The organism is Arthrobacter sp. R4, assembly GCF_051365025.1.
Classification (GTDB): domain Bacteria; phylum Actinomycetota; class Actinomycetes; order Actinomycetales; family Micrococcaceae; genus Arthrobacter.
On sequence record NZ_JBLWIJ010000031.1, the window covers coordinates 1 to 26,078 of the forward strand.

Annotated in this window: 24 protein-coding genes; 14 read left to right on the forward strand and 10 right to left on the reverse strand. The window is 65.2% G+C overall.

Annotation, left to right across the window (positions count from 1 at the left end):
- Window positions 1-162: 162 nt before the first annotated feature.
- Window positions 163-981 (reverse strand): HAD family hydrolase, encoded by an 819-nt coding sequence (locus ACLKOZ_RS17690; protein ID WP_436476990.1) that lies wholly within the window; start codon window positions 979-981, stop codon window positions 163-165.
- Between the two features lie 89 nt (window positions 982-1,070).
- Between ACLKOZ_RS17690 and ACLKOZ_RS17695 the strand changes: the two genes are divergently transcribed.
- Together ACLKOZ_RS17695 and ACLKOZ_RS17700 are read left to right on the forward strand one after the other, a co-directional pair.
- Window positions 1,071-1,325 carry a glutaredoxin family protein gene (locus tag ACLKOZ_RS17695; protein WP_337346057.1) on the forward strand — a complete coding sequence of 85 codons (255 nt, stop codon included), beginning with the start codon at window positions 1,071-1,073 and terminating at the stop codon, window positions 1,323-1,325.
- An 88-nt stretch (window positions 1,326-1,413) separates the two neighbouring features.
- On the forward strand, window positions 1,414-2,133 hold the full coding sequence (locus ACLKOZ_RS17700; protein ID WP_436476992.1) for a redox-sensing transcriptional repressor Rex: 720 nt from the start codon (window positions 1,414-1,416) through the stop codon (window positions 2,131-2,133).
- Window positions 2,134-2,220: 87 nt separating this feature from the next.
- Here the strand turns inward: ACLKOZ_RS17700 and ACLKOZ_RS17705 are convergent, their stop codons facing one another.
- The 3 genes from ACLKOZ_RS17705 to ACLKOZ_RS17715 form a co-directional block, all read right to left on the reverse strand.
- Complete coding sequence (locus tag ACLKOZ_RS17705) at window positions 2,221-3,021, reverse strand: hypothetical protein (RefSeq protein WP_436476993.1); 801 nt, start codon at window positions 3,019-3,021, stop codon at window positions 2,221-2,223.
- Window positions 3,022-3,252: 231 nt separating this feature from the next.
- Window positions 3,253-3,930, reverse strand: a complete 678-nt coding sequence (locus tag ACLKOZ_RS17710) for a hypothetical protein (RefSeq protein WP_436476995.1) — start codon at window positions 3,928-3,930, stop codon at window positions 3,253-3,255.
- A gap of 287 nt (window positions 3,931-4,217) precedes the next feature.
- On the reverse strand, window positions 4,218-4,766 hold the full coding sequence (locus ACLKOZ_RS17715; RefSeq protein WP_337346061.1) for a YceI family protein: 549 nt from the start codon (window positions 4,764-4,766) through the stop codon (window positions 4,218-4,220).
- A gap of 200 nt (window positions 4,767-4,966) precedes the next feature.
- Between ACLKOZ_RS17715 and ACLKOZ_RS17720 the strand changes: the two genes are divergently transcribed.
- The 10 genes from ACLKOZ_RS17720 to ACLKOZ_RS17765 all read left to right on the forward strand — a co-directional run bounded on the left by ACLKOZ_RS17720 (window position 4,967) and on the right by ACLKOZ_RS17765 (window position 19,391).
- Window positions 4,967-5,647, forward strand: coding sequence for a histidine phosphatase family protein (locus ACLKOZ_RS17720; RefSeq protein WP_436476997.1), 681 nt, complete (start codon window positions 4,967-4,969; stop codon window positions 5,645-5,647).
- Between the two features lie 80 nt (window positions 5,648-5,727).
- The gene (locus ACLKOZ_RS17725; RefSeq protein ID WP_436477214.1) at window positions 5,728-6,306 is read left to right on the forward strand and encodes a TlpA family protein disulfide reductase; all 579 of its coding nucleotides are present in this window, start codon (window positions 5,728-5,730) and stop codon (window positions 6,304-6,306) included.
- Window positions 6,307-6,321: 15 nt separating this feature from the next.
- A complete protein-coding gene (locus ACLKOZ_RS17730) occupies window positions 6,322-7,077 on the forward strand; it encodes a cytochrome c biogenesis CcdA family protein (protein ID WP_337346063.1) in 756 nt (251 codons plus the stop codon).
- Window positions 7,077-8,843 carry a cytochrome c biogenesis protein ResB gene (gene resB, locus ACLKOZ_RS17735; RefSeq protein WP_436477000.1) on the forward strand — a complete coding sequence of 589 codons (1,767 nt, stop codon included), beginning with the start codon at window positions 7,077-7,079 and terminating at the stop codon, window positions 8,841-8,843. The genes ACLKOZ_RS17730 and resB overlap by 1 nt, the downstream gene beginning before the upstream one ends.
- A complete protein-coding gene (ccsB, locus tag ACLKOZ_RS17740; protein WP_436477001.1) occupies window positions 8,843-9,958 on the forward strand; it encodes a c-type cytochrome biogenesis protein CcsB in 1,116 nt (371 codons plus the stop codon). The genes resB and ccsB overlap by 1 nt, the downstream gene beginning before the upstream one ends.
- Before the next feature lie 156 nt (window positions 9,959-10,114).
- On the forward strand, window positions 10,115-12,235 hold the full coding sequence (locus ACLKOZ_RS17745) for an Hsp70 family protein (protein WP_436477003.1): 2,121 nt from the start codon (window positions 10,115-10,117) through the stop codon (window positions 12,233-12,235).
- 174 nt (window positions 12,236-12,409) lie between these two features.
- Window positions 12,410-14,395 (forward strand): LuxR C-terminal-related transcriptional regulator, encoded by a 1,986-nt coding sequence (locus ACLKOZ_RS17750; protein ID WP_436477216.1) that lies wholly within the window; start codon window positions 12,410-12,412, stop codon window positions 14,393-14,395.
- 164 nt (window positions 14,396-14,559) lie between these two features.
- Window positions 14,560-15,732 carry an IniB N-terminal domain-containing protein gene (locus ACLKOZ_RS17755; protein ID WP_436477005.1) on the forward strand — a complete coding sequence of 391 codons (1,173 nt, stop codon included), beginning with the start codon at window positions 14,560-14,562 and terminating at the stop codon, window positions 15,730-15,732.
- Between the two features lie 216 nt (window positions 15,733-15,948).
- Window positions 15,949-17,913: a dynamin family protein gene (locus ACLKOZ_RS17760; protein ID WP_436477218.1), complete on the forward strand. Its 1,965-nt coding sequence runs from the start codon at window positions 15,949-15,951 to the stop codon at window positions 17,911-17,913.
- A complete protein-coding gene (locus ACLKOZ_RS17765) occupies window positions 17,913-19,391 on the forward strand; it encodes a dynamin family protein (RefSeq protein ID WP_436477007.1) in 1,479 nt (492 codons plus the stop codon). Before ACLKOZ_RS17760 ends, ACLKOZ_RS17765 begins: the two co-directional genes overlap by 1 nt.
- A gap of 16 nt (window positions 19,392-19,407) precedes the next feature.
- Here the strand turns inward: ACLKOZ_RS17765 and ACLKOZ_RS17770 are convergent, their stop codons facing one another.
- Together ACLKOZ_RS17770 and ACLKOZ_RS17775 are read right to left on the reverse strand one after the other, a co-directional pair.
- Window positions 19,408-19,914 (reverse strand): hypothetical protein, encoded by a 507-nt coding sequence (locus tag ACLKOZ_RS17770; RefSeq protein ID WP_436477009.1) that lies wholly within the window; start codon window positions 19,912-19,914, stop codon window positions 19,408-19,410.
- Between the two features lie 176 nt (window positions 19,915-20,090).
- The gene (locus ACLKOZ_RS17775; RefSeq protein WP_337351609.1) at window positions 20,091-20,555 is read right to left on the reverse strand and encodes a PLD nuclease N-terminal domain-containing protein; all 465 of its coding nucleotides are present in this window, start codon (window positions 20,553-20,555) and stop codon (window positions 20,091-20,093) included.
- A gap of 60 nt (window positions 20,556-20,615) precedes the next feature.
- Here ACLKOZ_RS17775 and ACLKOZ_RS17780 point away from each other — a divergent pair, with 60 nt between their 5' ends.
- Window positions 20,616-20,969 carry a DUF4229 domain-containing protein gene (locus ACLKOZ_RS17780; protein ID WP_436477011.1) on the forward strand — a complete coding sequence of 118 codons (354 nt, stop codon included), beginning with the start codon at window positions 20,616-20,618 and terminating at the stop codon, window positions 20,967-20,969.
- Here the strand turns inward: ACLKOZ_RS17780 and ACLKOZ_RS17785 are convergent.
- From ACLKOZ_RS17785 to ACLKOZ_RS17800, 4 genes are all read right to left on the reverse strand, one after another.
- Window positions 20,966-21,847, reverse strand: coding sequence for a 1,4-dihydroxy-2-naphthoate polyprenyltransferase (locus ACLKOZ_RS17785; RefSeq protein WP_337346073.1), 882 nt, complete (start codon window positions 21,845-21,847; stop codon window positions 20,966-20,968). The two genes, ACLKOZ_RS17780 and ACLKOZ_RS17785, sit on opposite strands and share 4 nt — an antisense overlap.
- Window positions 21,848-21,927: 80 nt before the next feature.
- A complete protein-coding gene (locus tag ACLKOZ_RS17790; RefSeq protein ID WP_436477014.1) occupies window positions 21,928-23,136 on the reverse strand; it encodes an AMP-binding protein in 1,209 nt (402 codons plus the stop codon).
- A 12-nt stretch (window positions 23,137-23,148) separates the two neighbouring features.
- Window positions 23,149-24,102 (reverse strand): 1,4-dihydroxy-2-naphthoyl-CoA synthase, encoded by a 954-nt coding sequence (locus ACLKOZ_RS17795; protein ID WP_436477016.1) that lies wholly within the window; start codon window positions 24,100-24,102, stop codon window positions 23,149-23,151.
- 21 nt (window positions 24,103-24,123) lie between these two features.
- Window positions 24,124-24,564, reverse strand: coding sequence for a VOC family protein (locus tag ACLKOZ_RS17800; protein WP_376043810.1), 441 nt, complete (start codon window positions 24,562-24,564; stop codon window positions 24,124-24,126).
- A 238-nt stretch (window positions 24,565-24,802) separates the two neighbouring features.
- Between ACLKOZ_RS17800 and ACLKOZ_RS17805 the strand changes: the two genes are divergently transcribed.
- Window positions 24,803-26,077: an ABC transporter substrate-binding protein gene (locus tag ACLKOZ_RS17805; RefSeq protein ID WP_376043808.1), complete on the forward strand. Its 1,275-nt coding sequence runs from the start codon at window positions 24,803-24,805 to the stop codon at window positions 26,075-26,077.
- Window position 26,078: the final 1 nt, after the last annotated feature.

Here is a 26,078-nt window from a genome sequence, read left to right on the forward strand (position 1 = left end):
GAAGACCTCCGTTTGTGGAACTGGACTCTAGACAAGCCCCACTCCACACGGAGGTCTTCTTCATGTCACCAAGCCACGCCGACCGTCACTAACGTCCGTGGTCAATACAACTAGGTAGCAGCAGATGTCGTTTTGAGGGCCCATAACGACATCTGCTGCTACCTAGATGCGGGGGCCGCGGATGCGGGAGAAGCCGCGCCAGAGGCCGTACACGACGCCGCCGGCTGTGGCGGCTTTAAGGCCCAGGGTGGCGGCGCGGCGGCCGGAGCGGAAGTCATACACCGGCCAGTTATTGTCCCGGGCATGGCGGCGGAGCCTGGCATCCGGGTTGATGGCGACGGGGTGTCCCACGAGGGTCAGCAGCGGTATGTCGTTGTAGGAGTCGCTGTAGGCCCAGCAACGCCTGAGGTCCAGTCCCTCGGCGTCAGCAATGCCCTGGACGGCCACAGCCTTCGCAGAGCCGTGCAGGATGTCGCCCACAAGGCGTCCGGTGTACATCCCGTCCGCCACCTCACCGACGGTGCCCAGCGCACCGGTTAGCCCGAGTCGCGTGGCGATGACCGTTGCCACCTCGATGGGGGTGGCCGTGACCAGCCAAACCCGCCGGCCAACCCGCAGGTGCTGTTGGGCCAAGGCTTTGGCTCCCGGCCAGATCCTGGAGGCGATCATCTCGTCATAGACTTCTTCGCCGAGAGCCTTCACGTCCTCAACAGTGATTCCGGCGGCGAGGTTGAGGGCAGAGTCGCGGACCGCATGGACGTCATCCATGTTCTCGCCGCGCGTCACAAACTTGAACTGCTTCCACGCGAATCCGGCGGCCTGGACCAAGGTGAACGCTCCGCGCTGGTGCATCTTGCGGGCCACGTGAAAAAGGCTGGCGCCCCTCATGAGGGTGTTATCGACGTCGAAGAACGCCGCCTCGCCGGTCTGCGGTACCGCAGCCGGCTGTGTGAGAACTGCGACGTACTTCTCCTCGGGCATGTCCCCGAGTCTAGTCAATGCATGCGGCCCCTCCTGCCGCGTGGCCGTGCGCCGCGCTGTCCGCCGCTAAAGGGGGATACGGTTAAACCATGCCAAAACCGCAGGTTGTCCTGATCACCAAAGCCGACTGTCACCTGTGCGCGGACGCGCGCGACGCCGTCGGGCGGGTAACAGCCTCCTTGGGGCTTGAGTGGGCGGAACAGCCGGTGGACCAACTGCCCGAGTTGCGTGACCGCTATGCCGAGGAAATCCCCGTAGTGCTGGTGGACGGCATCCAGCGCGATTTCTGGAAGATCGACGAAGCCCGGCTGGAGCGTGTCCTGCGGCGCGCCATGGCGGAGTAGGGCTGGTTCCGGGCCATGGTTCAGGCTTTGTTGGCAGCAGGCGCAGGGCTCTAGAGTGGAGTCACAACGCGACGCAAGGGAGGGGATAGTGACTTCACTGGATTCATCTCCCCAGCCTGTCCAAGGCGAGTCGGTTGCGCCGGGCATACAGGACGACAAAACCGCTGCCAAGCAGATTCCGCCGGCGGCCGTGGCCAGACTGACCCTGTACCTTCGCGCGCTTAATACCTTGCTGGCCGAAGGCGTGGAGCGCGTATCCTCGGAGTCGCTGGCGGAATTGTCCGGCGTCAGTTCCGCCACGTTGCGCAAGGACCTCTCGCATGTGGGCTCCTATGGCACGCGGGGCGTCGGCTACGAAGTCCAGTACCTTAGCCGCCACATCGCTGCAGCCCTCGGGCTGACCCACGACTGGAAAGTGGCCATCGTCGGCGCCGGTAACCTGGGCAAGGCGCTCGCCAGGTACGGCGGCTTTGAGTCCCGAGGCTTCGATGTCGTAGCCATCTTTGATGCCGACCAGATGGTGGTGGGCAATGAGGTGGGCTGGCTTCGGGTCAGCGACGTTGCAGACCTCGAAACCGTGCTGCAGCGGACGGGCGCCAACATGGTAGTTCTGGCCTTGCCCGCCGCAGTGGCGCAGGACGTGTGTGACCGCGTCGTCGCCGCCGGCGTCCATAGCATCCTGAGCTTTGCGCCTGTGATGCTCCAGGTGCCCGACACCGTAAACCTCCGCAAGGTGGATATGGCCACCGAACTCCAGATCCTGGCCTACCACGCGCAGCGGGCGCAGACCCCGGGCCAGACCGCCTAGCAATCCTGCGGCTCCGGGATCCACGCCCGCTGGGGTGTGGTTTCAATTGTTGGTCAGCGCCGGCATGTCTTCCGGTTGACCGTGAGGCTAGCGGCCGTAGGGGTTTCCCGGCTGGCCATAGGGGTTGGCGAACGGCTGCTGCTTGCGGAAGTACGGGGCCGCTGCCGGCAGGTACAGCAGGACGATGGCTGCGATGCCCATCAGCGTTCCCAGTGTTCCGATGTTCGGCACCTGGAAGAGCCCAAAGATGGACAGTGCCGCGAATACGGTTCCAAGGATCCGGGCCCAGTTCTTGCCCTTGCGGATGAAGAAAGCCACCAATGCGTAGAGCGCGGCTCCGATGATGGCGAAGACCACCAGCGTGCCGGCAATAACGCCCTTGATGTCCTCGTAGGGGATCTCGCCGCCGGCGCCGCCACTTTGCATGGCATCTTCGAAGGTGCTCCGCATCAGCGGGTCATCCAGCTGGCCAACGCCGATCAGCATGCTAATGACATAAATAATGCCCGAGGCAATCAGGAGCCAGAAGGAAATGTTGACCAGCTGGGGGACTCCGTTGCTGCTCGTAGCCGCCGGCTGTTCGGACGGGTACTGTGCGTACGGAGACTGCCCGTACTGCTGGCCAAACGGTTGCTGGCCGTAGGCCGGGGCCTGCGGCGGGTTCTGACCATACGCCGGCGGGTTCTGGCCGTACTGGGGTGCCGGTGTGCCCGTTTCGCCATACTGTGGGGTGTTTTGGCCGTACTGCGGCGCGTTCTGGCCGTACTGCGGGGCAGGGGGCGTGGGCTGGCCAAACTGCGGTGCGTTCTCGCCGTAGCGCGGAGTGGGGGGCTGGCCGCCGGATTCGGGTTCGTTGGGGTTAGGCGGCTGGACTGGGGGAGTACTCATGAGCGGTCCTTTGCAGGTCGAAGTGCGGATCGGCTGCCGGGATCGGTGCACTGGCCCTACCCCCAGCAAGGCTTACTTCCACCGTACCCCCGGGCGGCTCCGTAGAGGGTCATTCCGGAGAGGTATTCCGGCTTCATTCCGCCTTAGTCGGTGAGAACGCGGAGCGCTGGGAAGGCCGCAGCCTGGCGGGTACGCCGGCTGCGGCCTTCGGGAAACAACTTAACCGGCAGGTCAGCCGCGGCCCTTGACTGCGGTGAACCATGCCTGCGAGTTGGGCAGCCACATCAGAACGGTTGCCCCGGCGCTGATCAGGAAGCCGAGCCAGTTATTGCCGATCCCATCGCCCACGCTGCCGCCAATGATGGCGAGGACCAGCGAGACGCCGGCCACGATGGTGAGGGCCAGCCGGGCCCACTCCCGGCCTTCCTTCATCTTCAGGGCGAGGATAATTTGGGCGACGGCGATGGCCAGTGCCACCAGGACCAGGAGGAGGACCACCATGGCCGCCGCAGGTGCAACCGTGAACAGTGCCAGCGCCCCGAATAGTCCCAGGAGTCCGCCCAACACGCCCAAAATGCCGCCGATGAGCCAGATCCAGTAGGACACCTTGAGCTCGATAGGCAGGCCGGTGACGTTGAACATGCCCGAGAACCCACCCTTGGGCAGCACATCGTTAAAGTTTCGGGGGCCGTCCGTCGGCATCTCGAAGTGGAAGCCACCCTGCTGGCCCGGCTGGCTGTGGGGCTGGCCGGGTTGAGCAGGCTGCTGGTAGGCCTGGCCCGGGGCCTGGTATCCCTGTGGTGGTGGCTGGTAACCCTGCGGCGGCTGGTAACCGGCGGGAGGAACGTTGCTGGCAGGCGGCTGGGCGCCCGGCTGCTCAGGCTGCGGTACTTCACTAGGGTTGGTCATGGCTCTCACTGTAGACCGCAGGTTCCCTGTTATCTAGGAGATTTGCGGCGAAATCACAGGGAACGGCAGGGGTTTTCCACAGGATAGACCGACGGGCACGAACGCCGGACACAGGGCATCCCTCACAGCCGCGGCATTCAACCTCAACTAGGTAGCAGCAGATGTCGTTTTGGGAGCCCAAAACGACATCTGCTGCTACTTAGTTGGGCCGGTATGCCGGTTTAAACGCCACCGCCCGGCAGCTGGACCACTCAGTGGATCCGGCGGCCGGGCGGCAGCAGGCAAAATTATGCAGCGGGCGCGATGAACGCGAGCTCCAGGTTGATGGCAACCTTGTCGCTGACCAGCACGCCGCCGGCTTCCAGCACGGCGTTCCAGGTCAGGCCGAAGTCCTTGCGGCTGATGGTGGTCTCAGCGGATACGCCGGCGCGGGTGTTACCGAACGGGTCCACGGCCACGCCGTTGAACTCGGTTTCCAGGGCCACCGGGCGGGTGACGCCCTTGATGGTCAGGTCGCCGGTCAGCTCGTAGGTGTTGCCCTTGGCCACCAGGCCGTTGGAAACGAAGGAGATTTCCGGGAACTTCTCCACGTCGAAGAAGTCCTCGCCGCGGACGTGGCCGTCGCGGTTTACGTCGCCGGAGTCGAAGCTGGCCGTCTTGATCGTGGCGCTGATCTTGGAGTCCGCCACGTTCTCAGCCAGGTCCAAGGTTGCTGCGGCATCCTTGAACTGGCCGCGGACCTTGCTGATGCCTGCGTGCCGGACAGTGAAGCCGATTTCGCTGTGTGAGTTGTCCAGGGTCCAGGTGCCGGTGGTGACGTCTGCGGGAAGTGACATGGTGTTTCTCCTTGGGAGTGTCGGGTAGTACTGGGAAAGGTTGACGCTTCATTTGTTGAAGTCTCAACTAACTGCTGCATCCAGTATAAACATGCATTTGCATCTTTTGTTCCCACTTCCGGAACATTTTTTGAGAATCTTCAGTTCTACTGGATGTAGAAGATTTCGGATAGCACGCCATCTTTGAGAAACTGGTACACATGCCCCAAGCCACTGTCCATCTGCTCCGCCACGGCGAGGTCCATAATCCCGACGGCGTTCTGTACGGCAGGCTGCCCGAATTCCACCTCTCAAAGCTGGGGCGGGAAATGGCACAGACGCTCGCCGCGCACTTCAGCGAGCGTGCGGCCCTTGGCGCACGGATTGTCTATCTCGCGGCGTCTCCGCTGACCAGGGCCCAGGAGACAGCAGTGCCCACGGCCGAAGCACTGCACCTTGAAATCCACACGGACGAGCGCATCATTGAGGCCGAGAACTACTTCGAGGGCATGAAGGTCACCAAGGCCGAGCTCCGCAAGCCCAAGCACTGGCCGCATTTGGTCAACCCGCTCAGGCCGTCCTGGGGAGAGCCCTACAAGGCGCAGGCGGCCCGTGTCCGGGCTGCGGTCCAGGATGCCAGGCTCCGCGCCATTGAGCTGGCCGGTGACGACTACGGATCTGACGGGCCCGAGGCCATCATGGTCAGCCACCAGCTTCCCATCTGGGCCACCCGCCTCAGCGCCGAGGGCCGTCCCCTCTGGCATGATCCGCGCAAACGCGAGTGCACGCTGACGTCCATCACCTCCTTGGTGTTCGACGACGACGGCTCCCTCCTGCGCGTTGTGTACAGTGAGCCCGCTGCCGCACTTCTTCCCGGTGCCGCCAGCACCCCGGGGGCCTGACCGTGGCACCCTTCCGTTCCCAGGACACCCGCGCCACCTCCGACCAGACCGCTTCCGGCCCGGCAACGTCCCGCCGCGCTGTGCTGGCCGCGGGTGGCGCGGCCCTGACCGCCCTGACCCTGGGCCTGTCGGCGTGCGCGCAGGAGGATGCCTTGGCCAAGCAGGCCAAAGCAGGCGATAACAAGAACTATGTTGCCGGGGACGGTTCGGTCACTGAGTTCGCCGCAGCCGACCGCAAGGCCGCCGTCGCCATCAACGGCACGCTCTTCTCAGGCACCGCGGTGACCCCCGCCGACTTCCAGGGCAAGGTGACGGTCCTGAACTTCTGGTTTGCGGCCTGCGCACCTTGCCGCGTGGAGGCACCCATCCTGGAGGAGCTGCACCAGGAGTTCAAGGAGCAGGGCGTGCAGTTCCTCGGCGTCAATCTCCGTGATGAAAAAGCCACCGCCGAGGCCTTCGACAAAACATTCAACCTGACCTACCCCAGCTTCGACGACAAGAACGGCGGCGTCCTCCTGGCCGTCTCCGGGCTGGTCCCGCCCGGCGCAGTCCCTACCACGCTGGTCCTGGACAAGCAGGGCCGAGTGGCCTCGCGCGTGTTGGGCGAAATCCAGAAGGGCACCCTCAAAGCCCTCATTACCGCTGCTGTGGCAGAGTAGCGGCGGATCCGGACCGTGAACAGCCCCTTCGCCGAAGCCATTCTGAACGGCTCGCTCCTGCTTGCCATCCCCGTGGCGCTGCTGGCCGGCCTGGTCTCCTTCCTCTCGCCCTGCGTCCTGCCCCTGGTGCCGGGGTACCTGGGCTACGTCACGGGACTGAGCGGCGTGGACCTGCAAAAGCAGAAACGCGGCCGGATGCTCGCGGGCATCGGGCTCTTCGTCCTCGGGTTCTCCCTGATTTTTGTGCTGTTGGGCGGTGCCTTTGGCCAACTGGGCACGCTGATCACGGGCTCGCAGAACGCATGGATCACCCAGCTCCTGGGCGTCCTGGTGATCATCATGGGCGTGGTGTTCATGGGCGGTTTCGGCTGGCTCCAGCGTGATGCGAAAATCCATGCGAAGCCGCCGGCCGGCCTGTGGGGTGCGCCCTTGCTGGGGATCACGTTCGGGCTGGGTTGGGCCCCGTGCATCGGGCCTACCTACTCCGCCGTGCAGCTCCTGAGCCTGTCAGGCGGTTCTTCCGCCGCCAAGGGTGCCCTCCTGGCCTTTGTGTACAGCCTGGGCCTGGGCATCCCGTTCCTGCTGATCGCCCTGGCGGTTCGCCGCGGCATGGGCGTGATGTCCTTCTTCCGCAAGCACCGGCTGGCCATCCAGCGCACCGGCGGCGGAATCCTGATTGTCCTGGGGCTGCTGATGGCCAGCGGTGTCTGGGGCACCTGGGTCACCGAACTCCAGTACTGGTTCCAAACCGATGTGAAGTTGCCGATCTGATGAGCGAGCGCGTGAAAGCAAACAAGTTGTCTCCGGCCCAGTCCCCGGCCCCCGTGGCCGCCGCCAAGGCCGAGGCAGCCCTGCCTGTCCTCGGGCCCGTGGGGATGCTGCGCTGGGCGTGGACGCAGCTGACCAGCATGAAAACGGCGCTGTTCCTGCTCCTGCTGCTGGCGGTGGCAGCGGTGCCCGGTTCGCTGTTCCCGCAGCGTCCTGCCAACCCGTCCATTGTGACGCAGTACATCAAGGACAACGCGGATTACGGCAAGCTGCTGGATACCCTGCAGCTTTACGACGTCTACTCCTCGGCCTGGTTCTCAGCCATCTACATCCTGCTGTTCATCTCGTTGATCGGCTGTGTCGTCCCACGCGCCATCGCCCATTACAAAGCCATGCGCTCCCAGCCGCCGCGGACCCCCAAACGTCTCTCCCGCCTGCCCGAGTACGGCACCCTGGTGGTTCCCGCCGACGCCGGCCTCCCGGCGTCGGACGCCATCCGCAGCGCCGCCGGGCTGCTGAAGAACCGCGGCTACCGCGTTGAGGTGAGGGACGACGACGGCGCGCGGCCGTCTTTGGGGGCCGAGCGCGGCTTCCTGAAAGAGGTGGGGAACCTGGTGTTCCACACCTCGCTGATAGGCGTCCTGGTGTCCGTGGCCGTCGGCGGCCTGTTCGGCTACAGCGGCCAGCGCATCCTGGTAGAGGGTGACACTTTCGTGAACACCCTGGTTGGTTACGACCAATTCACCCCGGGCACCAACTTCCAGTCCAGCCAACTGCAGCCGTACTCCATCCAACTGGACAAGTTCGCCGTCACGTTCGACCGCGAATCCAGGGGCAAGTTCGGCCAGCCCATCGACTTCACGGCGGATGTCACTACCAAGGAAACACCGGATGCGCCGGCCAAGCAGGAGGTCCTGAAGGTCAACGACCCTGTGACCCTGGGCGGTACCAGTATCTACCTCACAGGCAACGGCTACGCGCCGTTGGTCACCGTGCGTGACGGTGCGGGCAACGTGGCCTTCCAAGGACCAGTAGTGGGCAGGCTGCAGGGTGAGAACTACTACTCGTCGGTCGTGATCAAGGTTCCTGACGCCAAACCGGACCAGCTTGGCTTCGCCGGCTTCTTCCTGCCCACGGCGTTCAAAACCGAGGAAGGCGTCTCGTTCAGCGGGGACCCTGAACTGATTAACCCGCAGTTGACCCTGAACTCGTTCTACGGGGACCTGGGCCTGGACGACGGCGCGCCGCAAAACGTTTTCGAACTGGACGTCAAGGACCTGACGCCGCTGAACGCCCGCAACCTGGACGCCGGCGGCATCACCCTGGCGCCGGGCATGAGCTACACCCTGCCGGACGGCAAGGGAAGCATCAGTTTCGACGGCGTGAAGCGCTACGTGGGCGTGGACATCCACCACAATCCCGGCCAGCTCTACGCCCTCATCTTCGCGCTGCTTGCCGTGGCAGGCCTCATCATTTCCCTCTATGTCAACCGCCGCCGGGTCTGGGTCCGCACGGGGACCCACGAGGACGGCCGGACCATGGTGGAGTATGGCCTCCTTGCCCGCGGCGAAGACCACCGGCTGGCCGCTGAAGCCGCGGCCATCAGGAAGCTCCTCGCCGAGGAGTGGAAGCTTCCATCCGCTGGAGCTACGGAGGACGCCACGGCCGACTCCGCCCGCACCCAGCAAACTCCCAGCCGCCAGGACCATAATGGCGCAGATTCGCTCACCTCCCCAGCTGGCCCCGTCGGGCCGAAAAAGGACCAGTAATGCCCTTCGCCATCAACGAAACCATGGGCCAGTACAGCGAGCTGTTCATGCTGCTCGCTGCAGGCACGTACACCGTTGCCTTCATCGCCTTCGCCTGGGACCTGGCGAAGAGCAGCAAGGCGCTGCGCGCCGTTGACCTCAAGGCGGCCCAGGCGGAGCAGGCACCGAAGGTCCCTGTTGGCGCAGGAATAGGCACTGCCGGCGCCGGGGCTGACAGGGGCGCTGAGAGGACCGACTCGCACCTCGCCGGGCCGGCTGGCCGGGCTGAGCGGCCGACGTCGGCCTCCGCCCGGCAGGCAGGGGGTGCCTCCGGTGCGGGACAGACCGCCGACGCCGACATGCGCTACGCCGCGGAACGGCGCGCCCCGGCGCGGGTCGCCGTCGCCCTGACCATCCTGGGAGTGCTGATCCACGGCGCTGCAGTCATCACCCGTGCCCTGGGCGCGGGACGCGTGCCGTGGGGCAATATGTACGAGTTCCTGACCACCGGTGCGTTCGTGGCCGTGGCTGTGTTCCTGCTGGTGCTGATCCGCCGCGACCTGCGGTTCCTGGGCACCTTCGTGGTGGGCCTGGCCGTCATCATGCTCACGGCCGCCACCGTGGCGTACTTCACCCCTGTGGGCCACCTGGTTCCTGCGCTGCAGAGCTACTGGCTGATCATCCACGTCTCCATCGCAGTGCTTTCCTCGGCCCTTTTTACCCTCACGTTCGCCATGTCAGCCCTCCAGTTGGTGCAGGCGCACCGGCAGAAGACCGTAGCTGCCGGCGGCGCGGACAAGCTTGGCTTCATGCGCCTGGTGCCCTCGGCCCTGAGCCTGGAAAATCTCTCCTACCGGATCAACGCCATCGCCTTCATCGGCTGGACGTTCACGCTGATGTTCGGGGCCATCTGGGCGGAGAAGGCCTGGGGCCGGTTCTGGGGCTGGGACACCAAGGAAGTGTGGACTTTCGTGATCTGGGTGGTCTACGCCGGCTACCTGCATGCCCGGGCCACCCGCGGCTGGACCGGGACCCGCGCAGCCTGGCTCTCGATCGTCGGCTACCTGTGCGTGATCTTTAACTTCACCATCGTGAACCAATTCTTTAATGGGCTGCATTCCTACTCAGGCCTCTGAACAGGGGTTTCTTCCAACCGCTCCCGCGCTGGCCTGACAATAGTAAATTCGGTGTAGCAATAAGGGTTTTGCCATTGAATCGGTGGTGCTACCTTGGTGGAAGCTCGTCTGTGATGAAGCTCGCGGACGGCCTGCTGCGTTTTTTCCGAGGTACTTATGAGCTACGTTCTCGCCATCGATGTCGGGACCAGTTTCACCGCCGCCGCCATTGCCCGTATCGACCTGATTGCTCCGTCTGTTCCGGAGAGCCTCCCGCTGGGGCTCCGCGGAACGTCGGTGCCGTCGGTGGTCTACTATCCCGAGGAAGGCCCCATCCTGGTGGGGGAGGCCGCCGAGCGGCGGGGGCTGGATTCCCCCGACCGGGTGGTCAGGGAATTTAAGCGCCGGATCGGAGACGACGTCCCGATCGCCGTTGGGGCTCTTTCCCTGCCGGCGGAGGAAGTCTTCGCCACCATGGCCGGCTGGGTGGTTGACCGGGCCGCGGAACGCGAGGGCGAGCCTCCGTCGCAGATCATCCTGTCGCACCCGGCAGCCTGGGGCGGCCACCGGACCGCCATCATCCAGGAAGCCCTTAGTGCCCGGGGACTGCACGGTGTCACGCTGATGACGGAACCGGAAGCGGCGGCCCTTCATTACGCCTCCCAAGTCAGGGTGGAGGATGGCAGCACCATCGCCGTTTACGACCTGGGCGGTGGCACCTTTGACACGGCCCTCCTCAGGAAGGCCGACGCCGACCGCTTTGAGTTCCTGGGCCGGCCTGAGGGGATCGAAGGCCTGGGCGGCGCCGACTTCGACGCAGCGGTCCTGAGCCACGTCGCGGCGCACACCGGGGAGGCTTTAGCTGCCCTTGATCCCGCCGACCCCGCCTCGCTGGCGTCACTGGCCCGGCTCCGCCGTGAGTGCGTGGAAGCCAAAGAAGCGCTCTCGGCCGACAGCGCGGCCAGTATTTCCGTGTTCCTGCCCGGCATCCACCAGCAGGTGCGGCTGGTCCGCTCCGAGCTGGAGGCCATGATCGAGGAGCCCATCCGTCAGACGGTGGACGCCTTGGAACGTTCCCTCGATGAGCTCGGCCTTGAGGCGGATGACCTCACCGCGGTGCTGCTGATCGGTGGATCCTCGCGTATTCCCCTGGTGGCGCAGCTGATTTCGGAACAGCTCGACCGGCCCATCGCCGTGGACGCCGATCCCAAGTCCTCCATTTGCCTGGGAGCTGCGGTGGCAGCAGTCCGCGCCCGGCAGGCGGCGGCTGCGGCCGCTGTTCCACCCGACGAGGCAGTCACCGCCGTGGGCGCGGATCCTTCCTCGACGACGGCCATGACGTTGACAGGTCTGACAAACGTTGAGCCGCACGGTGACAGCAGCCGTGCCAGCTGGTCCCGGAAGTCCGGCTCCGCTTTTGGCTCCTTGGCTGGCACCGCCGCCGCTGCTGCCGGCGTCGGTGCCAGGGGACATGCAGGCGCCCACGCAGGGGTCCATGGTCCGGCGGCCAATTCCGGGCCGCATTCCCCGCGGCCATCCGTGCGGCTCACGGCCGTGGCTGCCGCTGCAGCGCTGTTCACGGTCCTGACCGCCACTGCTGCGCAAAGCCCCGAGGGGCTGGGAAGCCTGACGGCGATGTTCGCGCCACAGGAGGCAGCCAAGGACTCCAGCGCCGCAGCCGCAGACCCCGGTACGTCAAGGCCTGACGGTAGTGGCCAGGGCGGCGGTGCACAAGGCGATGGAGCAGCGGATGCCTCGGGCGACGGACAGGCTCCGATGAGGGGTATTGAGGCCAGCGCCAAGAAGATCACTGATAAGTCCGCAAGCACGCAGGGGATCGAGGCAGCGGCATCGCCCACCAGCAAGCCGTCCACCAACGCATCGACGCCAAACCTGGACAGTGGTGGAACGGCAGGCGCGGCCGCAGGTTCCGTTACGGATGGAACAACCGCTACGACGTCCGATCCAACGCAGGGAACCAGCGGCTCCGGAGCAGCCGCCGGGACAACGCCGACCACGAATCCTGACCCCACCACGGACCCGGCTCCCAACCCGACCACCGATCCGCCGGCGCCTGATCCAACGACCGATCCGCCTGCTCCGGCGCCTGATCCAACGACGGATCCGCCTGCTCCGGTGCCGGATCCAACGACGGATCCGCCTGCTCCGGTGCCGGATCCAACGACGGATCCGCCTGCTCCCGTGCCGGACCCGTCCACGGAGCCGCCCGCTCCGATGCCTGATCCAACGACGGACCCGCCCGCGGAAGATCCGATTCCGACTGAGCCGGCGGTCTGAGGCATGGTGGCCCATCAGCAGCCGTCAGCCAGGGAACTCCTCCACGGCCACGCAAGCGAGGCATACGTTGCGCCGCCTCAGACCTACGGCACGGACGTAGCGGGACCTGCAGGGACGGGCACGCCTCACGTCGGCACCGAACCGCACGCGCTGGCGCCTGGCAGCCCCCAATACATGGCACAGCAGCTTCGCGGTGAGAACGCTGCAGTCCGGGAACTCCTCCTGGCACTGTCCGTCGGATTTTCCCTTCCCGGGCCGCTGCCGGCGGAGCTGGAGCGGAAGGTGGGCGGCGGGGACGTCGAAAGCCTCGATTCCCTCGTGGCCAAGGCCGAAGCCTCCGGGCTCCTCCTGCCGGACGGCACCGTTGTAGGCACGGCTCAGCACGCGCTCCTGACGCTGACACCCACTGCCCGGATCCACGCGCTCCAGCGCGAACTCGTGGGATGCTTCGCTGCCGAAGGCCGTCCTCTGGGCGACTTTGCCCGCGAACTGGCACGCGGCGGACTGGCTGACCCCCGCGTCGCGGCTGAGCTGGAAAAGGCCGCTAACAAGGCACTCGAACACAATCCAGGCCTGGCGGCGGAACTCTACGGCGAGGCGTTGCTGGCAGGCGCCGACGAATTGGCCACCGCCGCCCGCCGCGCTCACGCCGCAGCGTCCACCGGGGACCTGGATACTGCAGCCCGCATTATCGACGGCGTGCTGGGATGCCCTGACCCACCCGACCTCCGGCTCGCTGTAGATGTCTCGGCTGCCGTATGGGCGCAGCGGGGGATGCTGGGCCGCAGCGCGGACGTCTACGCCTGGCTGGGCCCATCGCGCGTGGGTGCATCCGCCCCAGCCGCCGCAGTGGCTATGATCGGCTGCGGCAACCGTGCCGGAGCCGAAGCAATGTTCCCCAGCGGTTCCGCGCCGTCGTCGCCCACTCTTTTGGCCGTGGCGCAGGCCCAAACGGCGAAGGGCATTGTGGAGTCACTGGCCGGGGACCCCCATCAGGGGCTGCCGGTGCTGATCCACGCCTCGGACATGCTGAACGCCTCCGGTGCGACAAATCCGCTGCCGGATACGCCCGGTGCACTTGCAGCCCTGGTGGCCCTGCACAGCGGCGAACCGCACCTGGCGGAAACCATCGTTCGTGCCGCGGCAGCCGCAGGCCAGGGTGGCGATGCGGCCAAGCCCAGGCTGTTCCTGCTCCAGGCATGGTCGGCCATGCAGCAGGACAACCCGGAGGATGCCCGGCTGGCCATCAACGAAGCCTCAAAAGCGAACCACTGGCCACTGGTCCCGCGGGATGAATTCCTGTGCGCCGCCCTAGAAGTGGGGCTTGCACGCCGCAGCGGCGAAGTGCACGACCTTGTCCTGGCGTGGGAACGGGCACGGGAGGCCATGCTGCACACGTCCGTGGACCTCTACAACCTCCTGCCTTGGGGAGAACTGATGATCACGGCTGCACGCCTGCGGGAGACCAGGCGCGTCTCGCATTACCTTGACGAGGCATGGACGCTGCTGCATGACCTTGGCGATCCTCCACTGTGGGCGGTGCCGTTGCACTGGGCGGGAGTCCAGGCTGCGCTGCTGAACGAAAGCCCGGCAGACCTCGCGCCGCACGCCACCGCACTGGCCCGGGCAGCAGACCACAGCCACCTCGCATGGGTGCTGGCTGCAGCCGGAAAAGCCTGGGTCTCGGTCCTGGCGGCAAATTTCCGCGCCGCCGATGTGGAAGCAGCGGCGCGCGGGCTGAACGCCGTCGGAATGCCCTGGGAGGGTGCTCGGCTTGCCGGGCACGCCGCTGCCCGGGCAGACGAGCGTAAGGACATGGTGCGGTTGTTGTCCTGCGCCCGGGACCTTCATCCGCAGGGCAGTTCAGCCGGCACGGGAGCCTCCGGACCGTCGGAGCCGCGCGGCACTGCCGCCCCCGAGAACAACAACAGCATGCCCCCTGACGGCGGCTCAGGACTGAGTGAGCGCGAGAAGGAAGTGGCACGGCTGGTCCTTGAAGGCAAGACCTACCGCGAAATCGGGGAGGCGATTTACATCTCCCCGAGGACCGCGGAGCACCACATAGCCCGGATGCGCCGCCGGCTCGGCGCCGAAAACCGCTCCGACCTGTTGGTTCGGCTGCGCCTTGCCCTGGGACCGGAAAACCCCCAGCGGGAATAGCCCCTAGTACCCCTAACGGGACTGCCGCCGATCCCCTAGCAGGGGGTACGGCGGTACGGGGAAGTGACCCGATGCCCGGTCTTTGGGTGGGACCGTACGTTTGATTCAAGCCCGGTATCGACGCCGGGCCAGCCACAACTCAGAGAAGATTTGAGGACCATCCAATGCCTACACTCGCAAACGAGCTCGTCCAATTCCTGATGAGCCTTTTTGGAAACCCGCAAGCAGCGCAGGAGTTCCTGGAGGATCCTGAGCGGGCCCTGGACGATGCCGGCCTGGGCCACGTCTGCTCTGCAGATGTTGATGCGGCCATGCCGGTTGTTTTGGACTACGCTCCCATCACCCTCAACCATTCCTCTTTCGACCGGGAGTACAACACCGGCGGCAACGGCGCGGCAACCGGCCATCATGGCGGCGGCGGTGGCGGTGGCGGCCACACTCCTCCGCCTCCCCACAGCGGCGGACACGGCGGTGGCGGACACCACGACCACGACGACCATGCACATGCTGTCCAGCAGCTGCATCATGTAGTCAACAACTACTCCTACACGTCGACTGTGGATGACCGCGACACCATTACCGACCAGTCCGTCAACCAGAACATCTGGGCCGACGGCGACGTCAAGCAGTGGTTCGACAACGACTCGGTTGTGGCTTCCGGCGACCGTGCCATCGCCGCCGGCGATGACGCCGACGTTGAGGACTCCAACAACATCGAGGACTCCTACAACACAGACAACTCCACGGATAACTCGACCGACAACTCCATCAAGGCTGGCGGCGACGTCAACATCGGCAACAAGGAGACGGACATCGAGGACTCCTTCAACACCGACCTGGACGTCGATGTCGAGGATTCCTTCAACGACAACTCGGACAACTCCATCAACGATTCGTACAACGACAACTCGGACAACTCGACAGAGACCGACGTTGAAATCGACGTCGAGGATTCCTTCAACGACAACTCGGATCACTCGACGGACAACTCGGTGGAGATCGAGGACTCCTTCCAGGACAACTCCACTGACGTTGACGTTGAGGTGGAGGATTCGTTCAACACCGACAACTCCGAAACCACTGAAGTCGAGATTGAGGATTCCTTCAACGAGACCGAAACGGATGTTGAGATTGACGACTCCTTCAACGAAACCTCCACCGAGGTGGAGGTCGAACTCAAGGATTCCTTCAACGACAACTCAGAGACCACCGTCGTCGAGGACAACATTGTTGTTGCCGACAACGAGCTCGAGTTCACCGAGGACAACTCGATCAACACCGAGGTGGAGGTCGACGCCGATATCAGCGCCGAGGACGATTCGGCAGTCATCCTCTAACGGCTGGTCCCGGGGTACCGGGAGTGCCCGGCAGGCGGCCCAGAACGCCTGCCGGGCACTTCTCGCGGCAACCCCCAACGTCCCATTTTCGAGACTTGAAGCAAAGGACTGGCTGTGGTTGAAACGCAACGCCCCGGGGGTCTGGCAAAGTCGACAGGACCGGCAGGACCGGCAACGCCCTCAACGCCCCTTACGGCGGCGCAACTGACAAAACTCGTGGAACAGGGGATCGAGCTCGTCAGCGCCGGAGACCGCGCCGACCTGCGGAAACGCCTGGAGCAGACGTTGCGCAGGCTGCAGGATCCGAATGTCCGCGTGATCGTGGTGGGTGAATTCAAGCAGGGGAAAAGCAAACTCATCAACGCCCTGGTCAACGCTCCGGTCTGCCCTGTCGATGACGACATCGCTACCTCCGTACCCACGGTGGTCCGGCACGGTGATCCGGCCTCAGCCTCCATCCTCCTGCCCCCGGCGGATGCGGAGCCCGGTGACGAAACTGCACTTGAACGGCAGCCCATAAACATCGCTGATCTCGCCACCTACGTTTCCGAGCGCGGAAACCCCGGCAACGCCAAGAAACTCGTGGCCGCCGAAGTGTTCCTGCCCCGCAAGGTGCTGGCTGGGGGCCTCACCGTTGTCGACTCCCCGGGCGTCGGCGGCCTGGGGTCCACGCACACACTGACCACGCTTACGGCGCTGCCCTCGGCAGAGGCCATGCTTCTGGTTTCGGACGCATCGCAGGAATACACAGAACCTGAGATCAGGTTTCTGAAGCAAGCCATGCGGATCACGCCGAGCGTTGTGGGCGTGCTGTCCAAGACTGACCTGTACCCGGAATGGCGGAAGGTTGCCGAGCTTGACCGCGGCCACCTTTCCCGGGTCTCTGTGGACATCCCGCTTTTCCCTATTTCCTCAGATCTCCGCCTGGAAGCCGCCCGGCTGCAGGACGCCGAACTGAACGCCGAATCGGGTTTTCCCGGCCTGATCGGCCACCTCCGGAACGAAATCGTGGGGAAGGCGGAACGGATCCAGCGCCGTGCCGTCAGCCAGGACTTGCTTTCCGTGACCGAAAATCTTCGCCTGTCGCTGCAGTCGGAACTGGCCGCGCTCCAGAACCCGGAAGGGACCCCACAGATGATTGCGGGGCTTGAGGCCGCCAAACTCGAAGCCGACGAACTCCGAAAGCGTTCCGCCCGGTGGCAGATCACGCTCAACGACGGCATCGGCGACCTCATCGCAGACATGGAGTACGACCTCCGGGATCGCCTGCGGCGGATCCAGCGTGAGGCTGAGGCTGCCATTGACCTGGGGGATCCTGGTCCCACGTGGCCGCAGTTTTCGATGTGGCTGGAGGAATGCGCCGCGACCGCGATCTCGGACACTTTTGTTTGGACCAGCGAACGCGCACAGTGGCTGGCTGCGCAGGTTGCTGAGCATTTCTCCGAGGACGAGGTGGCTCTTCCCGTCCTGCGCGTTTCCGATACGGGCGACGCCCTGGATCCCGTCGATGACATGCCCGGGCTGGACGATGGGAAGATCAATCCGATGCAGAAGGTGCTGATCGGGATGCGGGGATCGTACGGCGGCGTCCTGATGTTTGGTCTGCTCACCGGCTTGTTCGGGATGGCCCTGATTAATCCGCTCTCTGTCGGGGCCGGACTGCTGTTGGGGCGCAAGGCTTACCGAGAAGACAAGGAAGCAAGGCTCAAGAGGAGGCAGACCGAAGCCAAGGCCCTGGTTCGCCGGCAGTTGGACGACGTCGTGTTTCAGGTGGGCAAGCAGCTCAAAGACCGGCTCCGGCTGGTACAGCGCTCTACCCGCGACCACTTCACCGAAATCGCGGAGGAACATCACCGCTCGCTCTCCGACTCCGTGGCGGCGGCGCAGAAAGCCGCCACCACCTACAAGCTGGAAAAGGAGATGCGGATCCGGGACATCCAGGCAGAGCTTAAGCGCGTTGACGCCCTGCACCGTATCGCAGAATCGGTGGCGGCGGAGTTGTCAGGGGCCGAAGCTGTGGCGAAGGCAACCGCGAAGCCCATGACAGGGCCGGCTGCCAATCCACAGCCCGCCGGCCCTGGGCCAGGGGCTGACCATCCGGACGGAACCCACGACGGCCGTGACGCGGGCGGCCATCGCTTCGGGAGCGGGCAGAGCCCGCACGCGCTGGCGGCTGGCTGATGGGGGAGGCAACCAGCAGGGGAGTGTCAGAGCTGATCCAGGAGGCCCTCACGGTCTACCGGGATGACGCCACTGCGACGGCAGCCTTGGAAGGCTACTCCGCGAGGCTTGCCGAGCCTCTCCGGGTTGCCGTGGCAGGAATGGTGAAGGCGGGCAAGTCGACCCTGCTCAACGCCATCATTGGCGAAGAGATTGCGCCCACCGATACCGGTGAATGCACACGCATTGTGACGTGGTACCGGTACGGGCATACGCCCCGCATCACGCTCTACCCGATGGCGGGTGAGCCGCGCACGCTGGCACTCAAGCGCGTGGACGGGCGACTGGTGTTCCTCGGCACGGAGCGCGCGGAAGACGTGGAGAAGCTGGTAGTGGAATGGCCCTCCGAGAGCCTCCGGAACGTGACGCTGATAGACACTCCGGGGATTGCTTCCCTGTCCACGGACGTTTCCGCCAGGTCCGCCAGCTTCCTCACCCCCGCGGAATCAGCCTCCCAAGCTGACGCCGTCATATACCTTATGCGGCATATGCATGCCTCCGACCTCCGGTTCCTGGAATCATTCCGTGATACCGAGGCCGGACGGTCCGGCACCGTCAACGCCGTGGCAGTCCTGTCCCGGGCGGACGAGATCGGGGCGGGAAGGATCGACTCACTGCTCTCTGCCGGGGATATCGCGGAGCGGTATCGCCGGGACCACAGCCTGCGGAAGCTGGCATTGGGGGTGGTCCCGGTGGCGGGGCTCCTGGCGCAGAGTGCCCGGAGCATGCGCCAGGCAGACTTTGAATCCCTGGCCCTGCTAGCAGGCCTGGACCGCGCGGCCCGGGAGAAACTGTTGCTCTCGGCTGACAGGTTCCTGCGGGCCGGGGTGCCTGAGGGCCTCACTGCTGATGCCAGGGCATCATTGCTGGAGAGGTTCGGACTTTTCGGGATCCGCCTGGGCGTGGTGCTGATCCGGGCCGGCTTCACCGACCCCACCCCCTTGGCCCACGAACTAGCCAGGCGCAGCGGGCTGGACCCGCTGCTGGCCATGCTGGCCTGCCAGTTCCACGCCCGGGCCGACGCCCTGAAGGCGCGGACAGCACTGGTGGGTGTGGAATCCCTGCTTCGTGCGTCGCCGCGTGAGGGCTCGGGACATTTGTTGGCAGCACTGGAACGGCTTCAGGTAAATGCCCATGAGTTCCGCGAGCTGCGGTTGCTCGCCACCCTGCGGACCGCCGGATCTTCACTCGGCCCTGACTGGGCCATCGAAGCTGAGAGGCTGATCGGTGGCTCCGGCACGGCGGCAGCCCTGCGACTCGGCCTGGAACCGGATGCCACTCCTGAGGAGATCACCACTGAGGCCCGGGAGTGCCTCCGACGCTGGCGGGTGCTCTCGGAGAACCCTTTGACTGACCGTTCGGGGCAGGAAGTCTGCCGTGTGGTGATGCGCAGCTGCGAGGGTATCCTTGCCGAAAGCGCGGCCCTGCAGCTGAGCTAGCCCTGTTGGCTGGAACCTATTCCTGCTTTCGGGATCGGAGCCAGGCATTGCTGGCGGGCGTAAAGAGCAGAACCAAGCCCGCGAATGCCATCAGTAGCTGGGCTCCCCACAGCAGCCAGACGTAGCTGCCGCCATCGCCGTCGGGAACCAGGAACGCCGCCGCCACCAGCGCTGCGCCCACATGGACCAGCAGCAGCGGGATCATCAGCCAACGGACCCAGCCCTGCCGGCCATTGACGATCGCCAGCCCGGCCGCTTCGAGGAGGATTATCAGCAACATTGCGCCCATGCTGGCCCAGAAGACAATGGCCGAAGCAGCACTGAGGGCGTCCGCGTCGCCGCCGGGTGACATCCCGTCCACTACCGCCTGCAACCGTTCCAGGTGTGAATCTCGCGTCAGGAATGAACCGACGAGGACGGCGAAGCCGGCAACGAAGCTAAACAGCCAGAGCGTCCGGGCCATACGGACGGAGCGGGGTGTCGGTGGCGCCACCACAATGGGCGCAGGCGAGGCGTAGGACAAGCCTGGCCGTGGCGGCGGCGCCGGAGGGCCGGAAGGCCGGGGAGAGGCACGGCTAGCCTCAGGCTGGGCAGGGGCAGGCCAGGAAGGAAGGGGGGAAGGAGGTGGCTCACCTGACGGGGGTGCGGACCTGGTGGCCCGCAGTTGCTGTTCTCCGTCGGGGTCATGAGCCATCGGGATTACTTCCGGTCGTCGGTATCGTGCGTGTCCGCATCCCCGCTGCTGGCGTCGCCGGCCCCGCCGTTCACGGTTCCCGTGCCAGTAGGCCCGTGGCCGCCGGTGTCCGGACCGGCGCCGGAGGCCCCGCCGTCGGCCTGCCCCTTCGCTTCCAGGTCATCCTTGAGCTTTTTCAGGCGCGCAGCCTCCGCCTGGTTGCGGCGGCGGACTTCGAGGTTGCGGAGGAAGTCGGGGTCGTCGTCGGGAGCGGTGGGGTGACTGTAGCTCTGCCGGACGGGGGGATTGCCCCGGGGACGGCCTATCAGGAGCCAAAGAATGGCCCCCAGTACCGGCAGGACAATCATCACGACGATCCAGGCGGGTTTGGAGATGCCCCGGGTGAGGCGTCCGTCAGTGCGGATCACGTCCACCAGGCCATAAACAAAGATGGCAAGTACTGCGACGGCGAGAACCACACGGAAGAGCATGGCATTAAGTCTATCGTCCGGACGGGGCGGGCGTTCAGGGAGGGCGGCTAAACTTGGAAGGTGGCTTTCCTGAAATATTCCCTGATCCGGCTGGCGCTCTTCGCGCCCCTCTTTGTGCTGTTCCTTTTCCTGGGCCTCGGCGCGGTGATGTCCGTCATCTGCGCTGCAGGCATAGCCTTCGCGGTCAGCTACCTGTTCTTCCAGGACCAGCGCGACCAAGCTACAGAAGCGATGCGCCGCAGGTTCTCCGGCAAGGCCAAGCCCCTGCGCACCGCCGGCGAGGTGGACGACGCCCAGGCAGAGGACACCCTGGTGGACGCCAATCCGGACCTCACCATTCGCACCGACGCCAAGCCGTCCGGCGGCACAGCAGCAGAATCCAAGCCCTCAGAAATCAAGGGCCAGAACGGCTAGAACCCGTGGCTGAGCACCAGTCCCAGTGAGAACAGCAGGCTGTAGCCGAGGTTGATCAGGCCGGTCTGCTTCAGCACCGGGATGAGGCTCTTGCGCTTGCGCCCGTTGATCATCAGCCAGGCCGGCATCAGGCAGGCGGGGATGAGCAGCAGGACGATCAGCATCCACGGGCGGCCCGGGGCCAGGATGATCACCAGCAGGATGGCCACGGCAAGCATCAGGACATAGCTTTCGCGGGCATGCTTGTCACCCAGGCGGACCGCCAGCGTCTTTTTCCCGGCCTGGATGTCGGTGGGGATGTCCCGGACGTTGTTGGCCATCAGCAGCGCACAGGCGATGAGCCCGGTGCCGATGGCGCCGATGATGGACGCGAGGTTGATTTGTCCGGCCTGCGTGTACGTGGTGCCCAGTGTTGCCACCAGGCCAAAGAAAACGAACACAAAGACATCGCCCAGGCCCATGTAACCGTAGGGGTTCTTGCCGCCCGTGTAGCCCCACGCGGCCATCACGCAGCCCAGCCCCACCAGGATCAGCCACCAGCTCTGGGTGATCACCACCAGCACCAGGCCAACCACCATGGCGGCTGCGAAGGCGCCGAAGGCCGCGTACTTGACGTGTTCGGGGCGTGCAGCACCGGAGCCCACCAGGCGCAGCGGGCCCACACGGTCCTCATCCGTGCCACGGATGCCGTCCGAGTAGTCGTTGGCGTAGTTGACGCCGATCTGCAGGAGTAACGCCACCAGCGCGGCAAGGATCGCGTTGAAGATGAGGAACGAATCCATTTCAAAGGCTGCGGCTGTACCGATCAGCACTGGCGCGATGGCCGCCGGCAGGGTGCGGAGTCGGGCGCCTTGGATCCATTGTGCGGCTGTGGCCACGGTAAGTACCTCGTGTTGGGTCGGGGTTTGGCGAAACGGTGACGCACCTGCCGCAAAGCTGCGGCCGGTGCAGGTCTACTTTACTTTCCCTGGTGCAGGGAGTTGAGCCGGCCGGTCATGGCCAGGCGGTCCGGTTTGCCGTTGGGCAGCATCAGCAGCTCCGGCGCAGTGAACACGGTTTTCGGGGCGAGGAGTCCCAGCGTCCGGTGCCATTCCTGTTCAAGCACGACGGCGGGATCCCCGCCGGGCGCTGCATCGCCACCCGCTGCGGCCGGGGTACCAGCCGCAAACCCCGGCGAGAGGGCCACATAGGCGGCCACGGCCTGGCCCCACTCCGCGGACGGTACGCCGGCCACAAAAGCCGCCGTGACGCCGTCGGACTTTTCCAGTTCTTCCTGCACATGCGCGGCGGAGACCTTGACGCCGCCGGTGATGATCACGTCATCGGCGCGGCCCAGGATGGTGAGCCGGCCGTCGGCATCGAGGCTTCCGAGGTCGCTGGTGCGGTACCAGCGGACGCCGTCCTCCTCGAAGAAAACATCCGCGGTTTGTTCGGGGGCATCCAGGTATCCGGCGGCAATGGTGTCACCGCCCAGCAGGATGTGGCCGTCCTCGGCGATCCGGACCGCCGAACCTTCCAATGGATAGCCGTCGTAGATGCAGCCCCCGGAGGTTTCCGCGGAGCCGTAAGTGGTGAACACCCGGACTCCGGCCTCGCGTGCCGCGTCCAGGAGCTTGGCCGACGCCGGCGCGCCGCCGAGCAGGATGCCGTTGAAGCGCCGCAGCGCCGCCAAGGTTTCCGGCGAAGGGTCCTCCAGGAGCCGCTGGAGCTGGGTGGGCACCAGGGAGGTGTACCGGAGTTTGTCGGTCAGCTCCAGGGCTGCCGCGGTGAAGGCCTCCGGGGTGAATCCCTGCGACATGTCCATGACCCAGGGGCGGGTGCCGGCGAACAGCGAACGAACCAGCACCTGCACGCCGGCCACGTACTGCACGGGCAGGGCGAGGAGCCACTGGCCCTCGCCCTTGAGCGCGAAGGCGGTGGCCATGGAGGAAGCAGCCAGGGCCTCCACCGTGAGGATAGTGGCTTTGGGGGTCCCGGTGGAGCCGGAGGTGCGGACCACTACCACGGCGTCATCGCAGCCAGGGGTCTCCACGTGGCCCACCACCAGGCCGCCGTCGTCGCTCACCGAAAGCTCGACGGCGGGGCCCTCGCCGTGGAGGGCTGCGGCCAGCGCCTTGAGGGCTGGGTCGATGTCTATGGGGCCGATATTCATGGGTCCGATGTTCATGGATGTCCTGCCTTAGAAGTAGTGCGGGAAACGGGACCAGTCGGGGTCGCGTTTTTCCAGGAACGCCTCTTTGCCCTCCACGGCCTCGTCCGTCATGTACGCCAGGCGCGTGGCTTCACCCGCGAAGACCTGCTGGCCGGCCAGGCCGTCATCAGCAAGGTTGAACGCGAACTTGAGCATGCGGATGGCCTGCGGGGACTGCCGGGCGATATCCGCAGCGTACTCCAGGGCCACTTCCTCGAGCCGTTCGTGGTCCACGGCTTCATTGACCGCGCCCATCCGGACCATGTCGTCGGCGGAATATTCGCGGGCCAGGAAGAAGATTTCGCGGGCGGTTTTCTGGCCGATCTGGCGGGCCAGCAGCGCCGAGCCGTAGCCGGCGTCGAAACTGCCCACAGTGGCATCGGTCTGCTTGAACTTGCCGTGCTGGCGGGAGGCGATGGTGAGGTCGGAGACGACGTGGAGGGAGTGGCCGCCGCCTGCCGCCCAGCCGTTGACCACCGCGATGACCACTTTGGGCATGGTGCGCATCAGGCGCTGGACTTCCAGGATATGGAGGCGTCCGGCGCGGGCGGGATCGATGGTTTCCTGCGTCTCGCCGTCGGCATAGCGGTACCCGTCCCGGCCCCTGATCCGCTGGTCCCCGCCGGAACAGAACGAGTGCCCGCCATCCTTCGGGGACGGGCCGTTGCCGGTGAGCAGGACTGTGGCCACGTCCGGGGTCATCCGGGCGTGGTCCATCGCGCGGTAGAGCTCGTCCACGGTGCCGGGGCGGAAGGCGTTGCGGACTTCCGGCCTGTTGAAGGCGATCCGGACGGTGGGCAAGTCCCTGGTGACGGAGCCGTCTGCAGCCCGCTCCACCTGGCGGTGGTACGTCATGTCCTGGAAGTCGTCAAAGCCGGACACGGTGCGCCAGCGGGAAGGATCGAAAACATCGGACACCTTGGCGGGGAATTGGTTGCTCACCGAACAAGTCTAGTAATCGGCTCAGCTGATGCAGAACTCGTTCCCTTCCGGGTCCGCCATGGTGTGCCAGGAGTGGGGACCCTGGCTGGCGCTCCAGAGGAACGTGGCTCCCCGGGCCTCGAGTGCCTTCCGGGCCTCGTCCTTATCCCGGCCGTCCAGGTCCACGTCCCAGTGCACCCGGTTCTTGACTGTTTTTTCCTCCGGTGCCGTCTGGAACAGGAGGCGCCGTTCCGGCTTGGATGCGTCGAGTTCCTCGGGCGGACGGATGGCGCAGCCGTCCCGCCAGACGAGTTTGCCTTTGTGGATCAGGGTCTGGTCCTCGGTGGCGAATCCCTGGTCAATCATGGAGCGGATGAAGCCTTCGTCCTGCGGCTCGACTGCCCAGTCAAGGGTCTCGGCCCACCAGTCCGCAAGGGCGTGAGGGTTCTTGCAATCCGTGACAATCTGAATGTTCAGTCCCATGCCTCCAACCTACGACGGCGGTAGGCGGGCTGGTAGGGGGAGGCACACCCTCTGCATCGCTTCTGCATCGTTGGAAAATGTGCGTACGTTATCTTGACAGATTGTCATGACATGGATCACAGTTGGGTTAGGAAAGGCTTTTCCGAAACGTCGGCAAGGCGGCCATCGAGTCCGCAGCCAACACCTTCCAGCCATGCCCCGCAGGCACGGAACGCATCGTCAGAGACAGGACAGAGCATTGTCAGAGCAGACAAGAATCTCCAGCATCAGCCGCAGGCAGTTCGGATTGACGGCCTTTGGCCTCTCAGCCCTCGCCGTCGGCCTTTCCGCTTGTGGGGGCGGCGGCGGTTCAACTGAAGGCGGAGCCAAAACCCTTCAGCTGGTCCTTTCCGGTGACACCAACCAGGGCGGGGCGTTTGCCGCAGCCGCCGCCAAGTACAAGGAAGCCACCGGCATCACCATCGAGGTGGTGGACGTTCCCACAGCGGACATCACCACCAAGCTCAAAAACGCCGCCACCGCGAACGACCTGCCGGCCCTGGCGCGCGTCACAGGCCTCGATCCGTTATGGGTCAACCAGCTCCAGGACCTCGCGGACATCGCGAAGTCGCGGAACATCGACGAAAAGTTCCTGCAGGAAGCCCCGGACGGCACCATCCCGGCCATCCCGTCCGACCTCACGGCCGTGGGTCTGTTCGTGAACAAGAGCCTCTTCGAAAAGGCCGGCGTGGCGTTCCCCACTGCCATCGAGGAAGCCTGGACCTGGGATGAGTTCGTTGCAGCCGTCAACGAGGTCCGCGAGAAGGCCGGCGCCAAGTACGGCGTGGTCATGGACCGCTCCGGCCACCGCCTGCGCGCCATGATGTACGAGTTCGGCAGCACTGCCTTCGCCAAGGAAGGCGACAAGTACGCCTGGGACGACGAAGCCGTGGAGACACTCGAGTATTTCCAGAAGATCAACGACGACAAAACCATGCCCAAGTCCGTGTGGCTCAGCGGCGAAGACGGCAACGCCATGTTCAAGAGCGGCCAGGTTGCTGCGTATTACTCCGGCAGCTGGCAGGTTGCCGACTTCAACAAGAACATCAAGGACTTCGAGTGGATGTCCGTGCCCCTGCCCAAGAAGGAAGCCAACGCCACCAACCTCGGCGGCGGCTTCATGATCGCGTTCAAGGACACCGGCGCGGACGAGGAAGCCAAGAAGTTCATCGAGTGGTTCTATGACGACGCCAACTACACCGAGTTCGCCAAGCTCGGCGGTTACCTGCCCGTCAAGTCGGACCTCAAGGTCGAATACCCGTTCCAGCAGGCCTCGTTCGAGCTGTACCAGAAGCAGATCGCCGGCAACGAGGCCAAGGGCGACAACGCCATCAAGCGCGTCGTGGCCGAGGCCTATGCCGAGACCCCGTTCTCAGGCGATCCGCTGCGTGAGGAAACCGTCAAGATGCTCGGCGGCAGCCAGGATGCCAAGACCACGGTGGAGAACATCGTGAAGCTCTACAACGGTGCCTGAT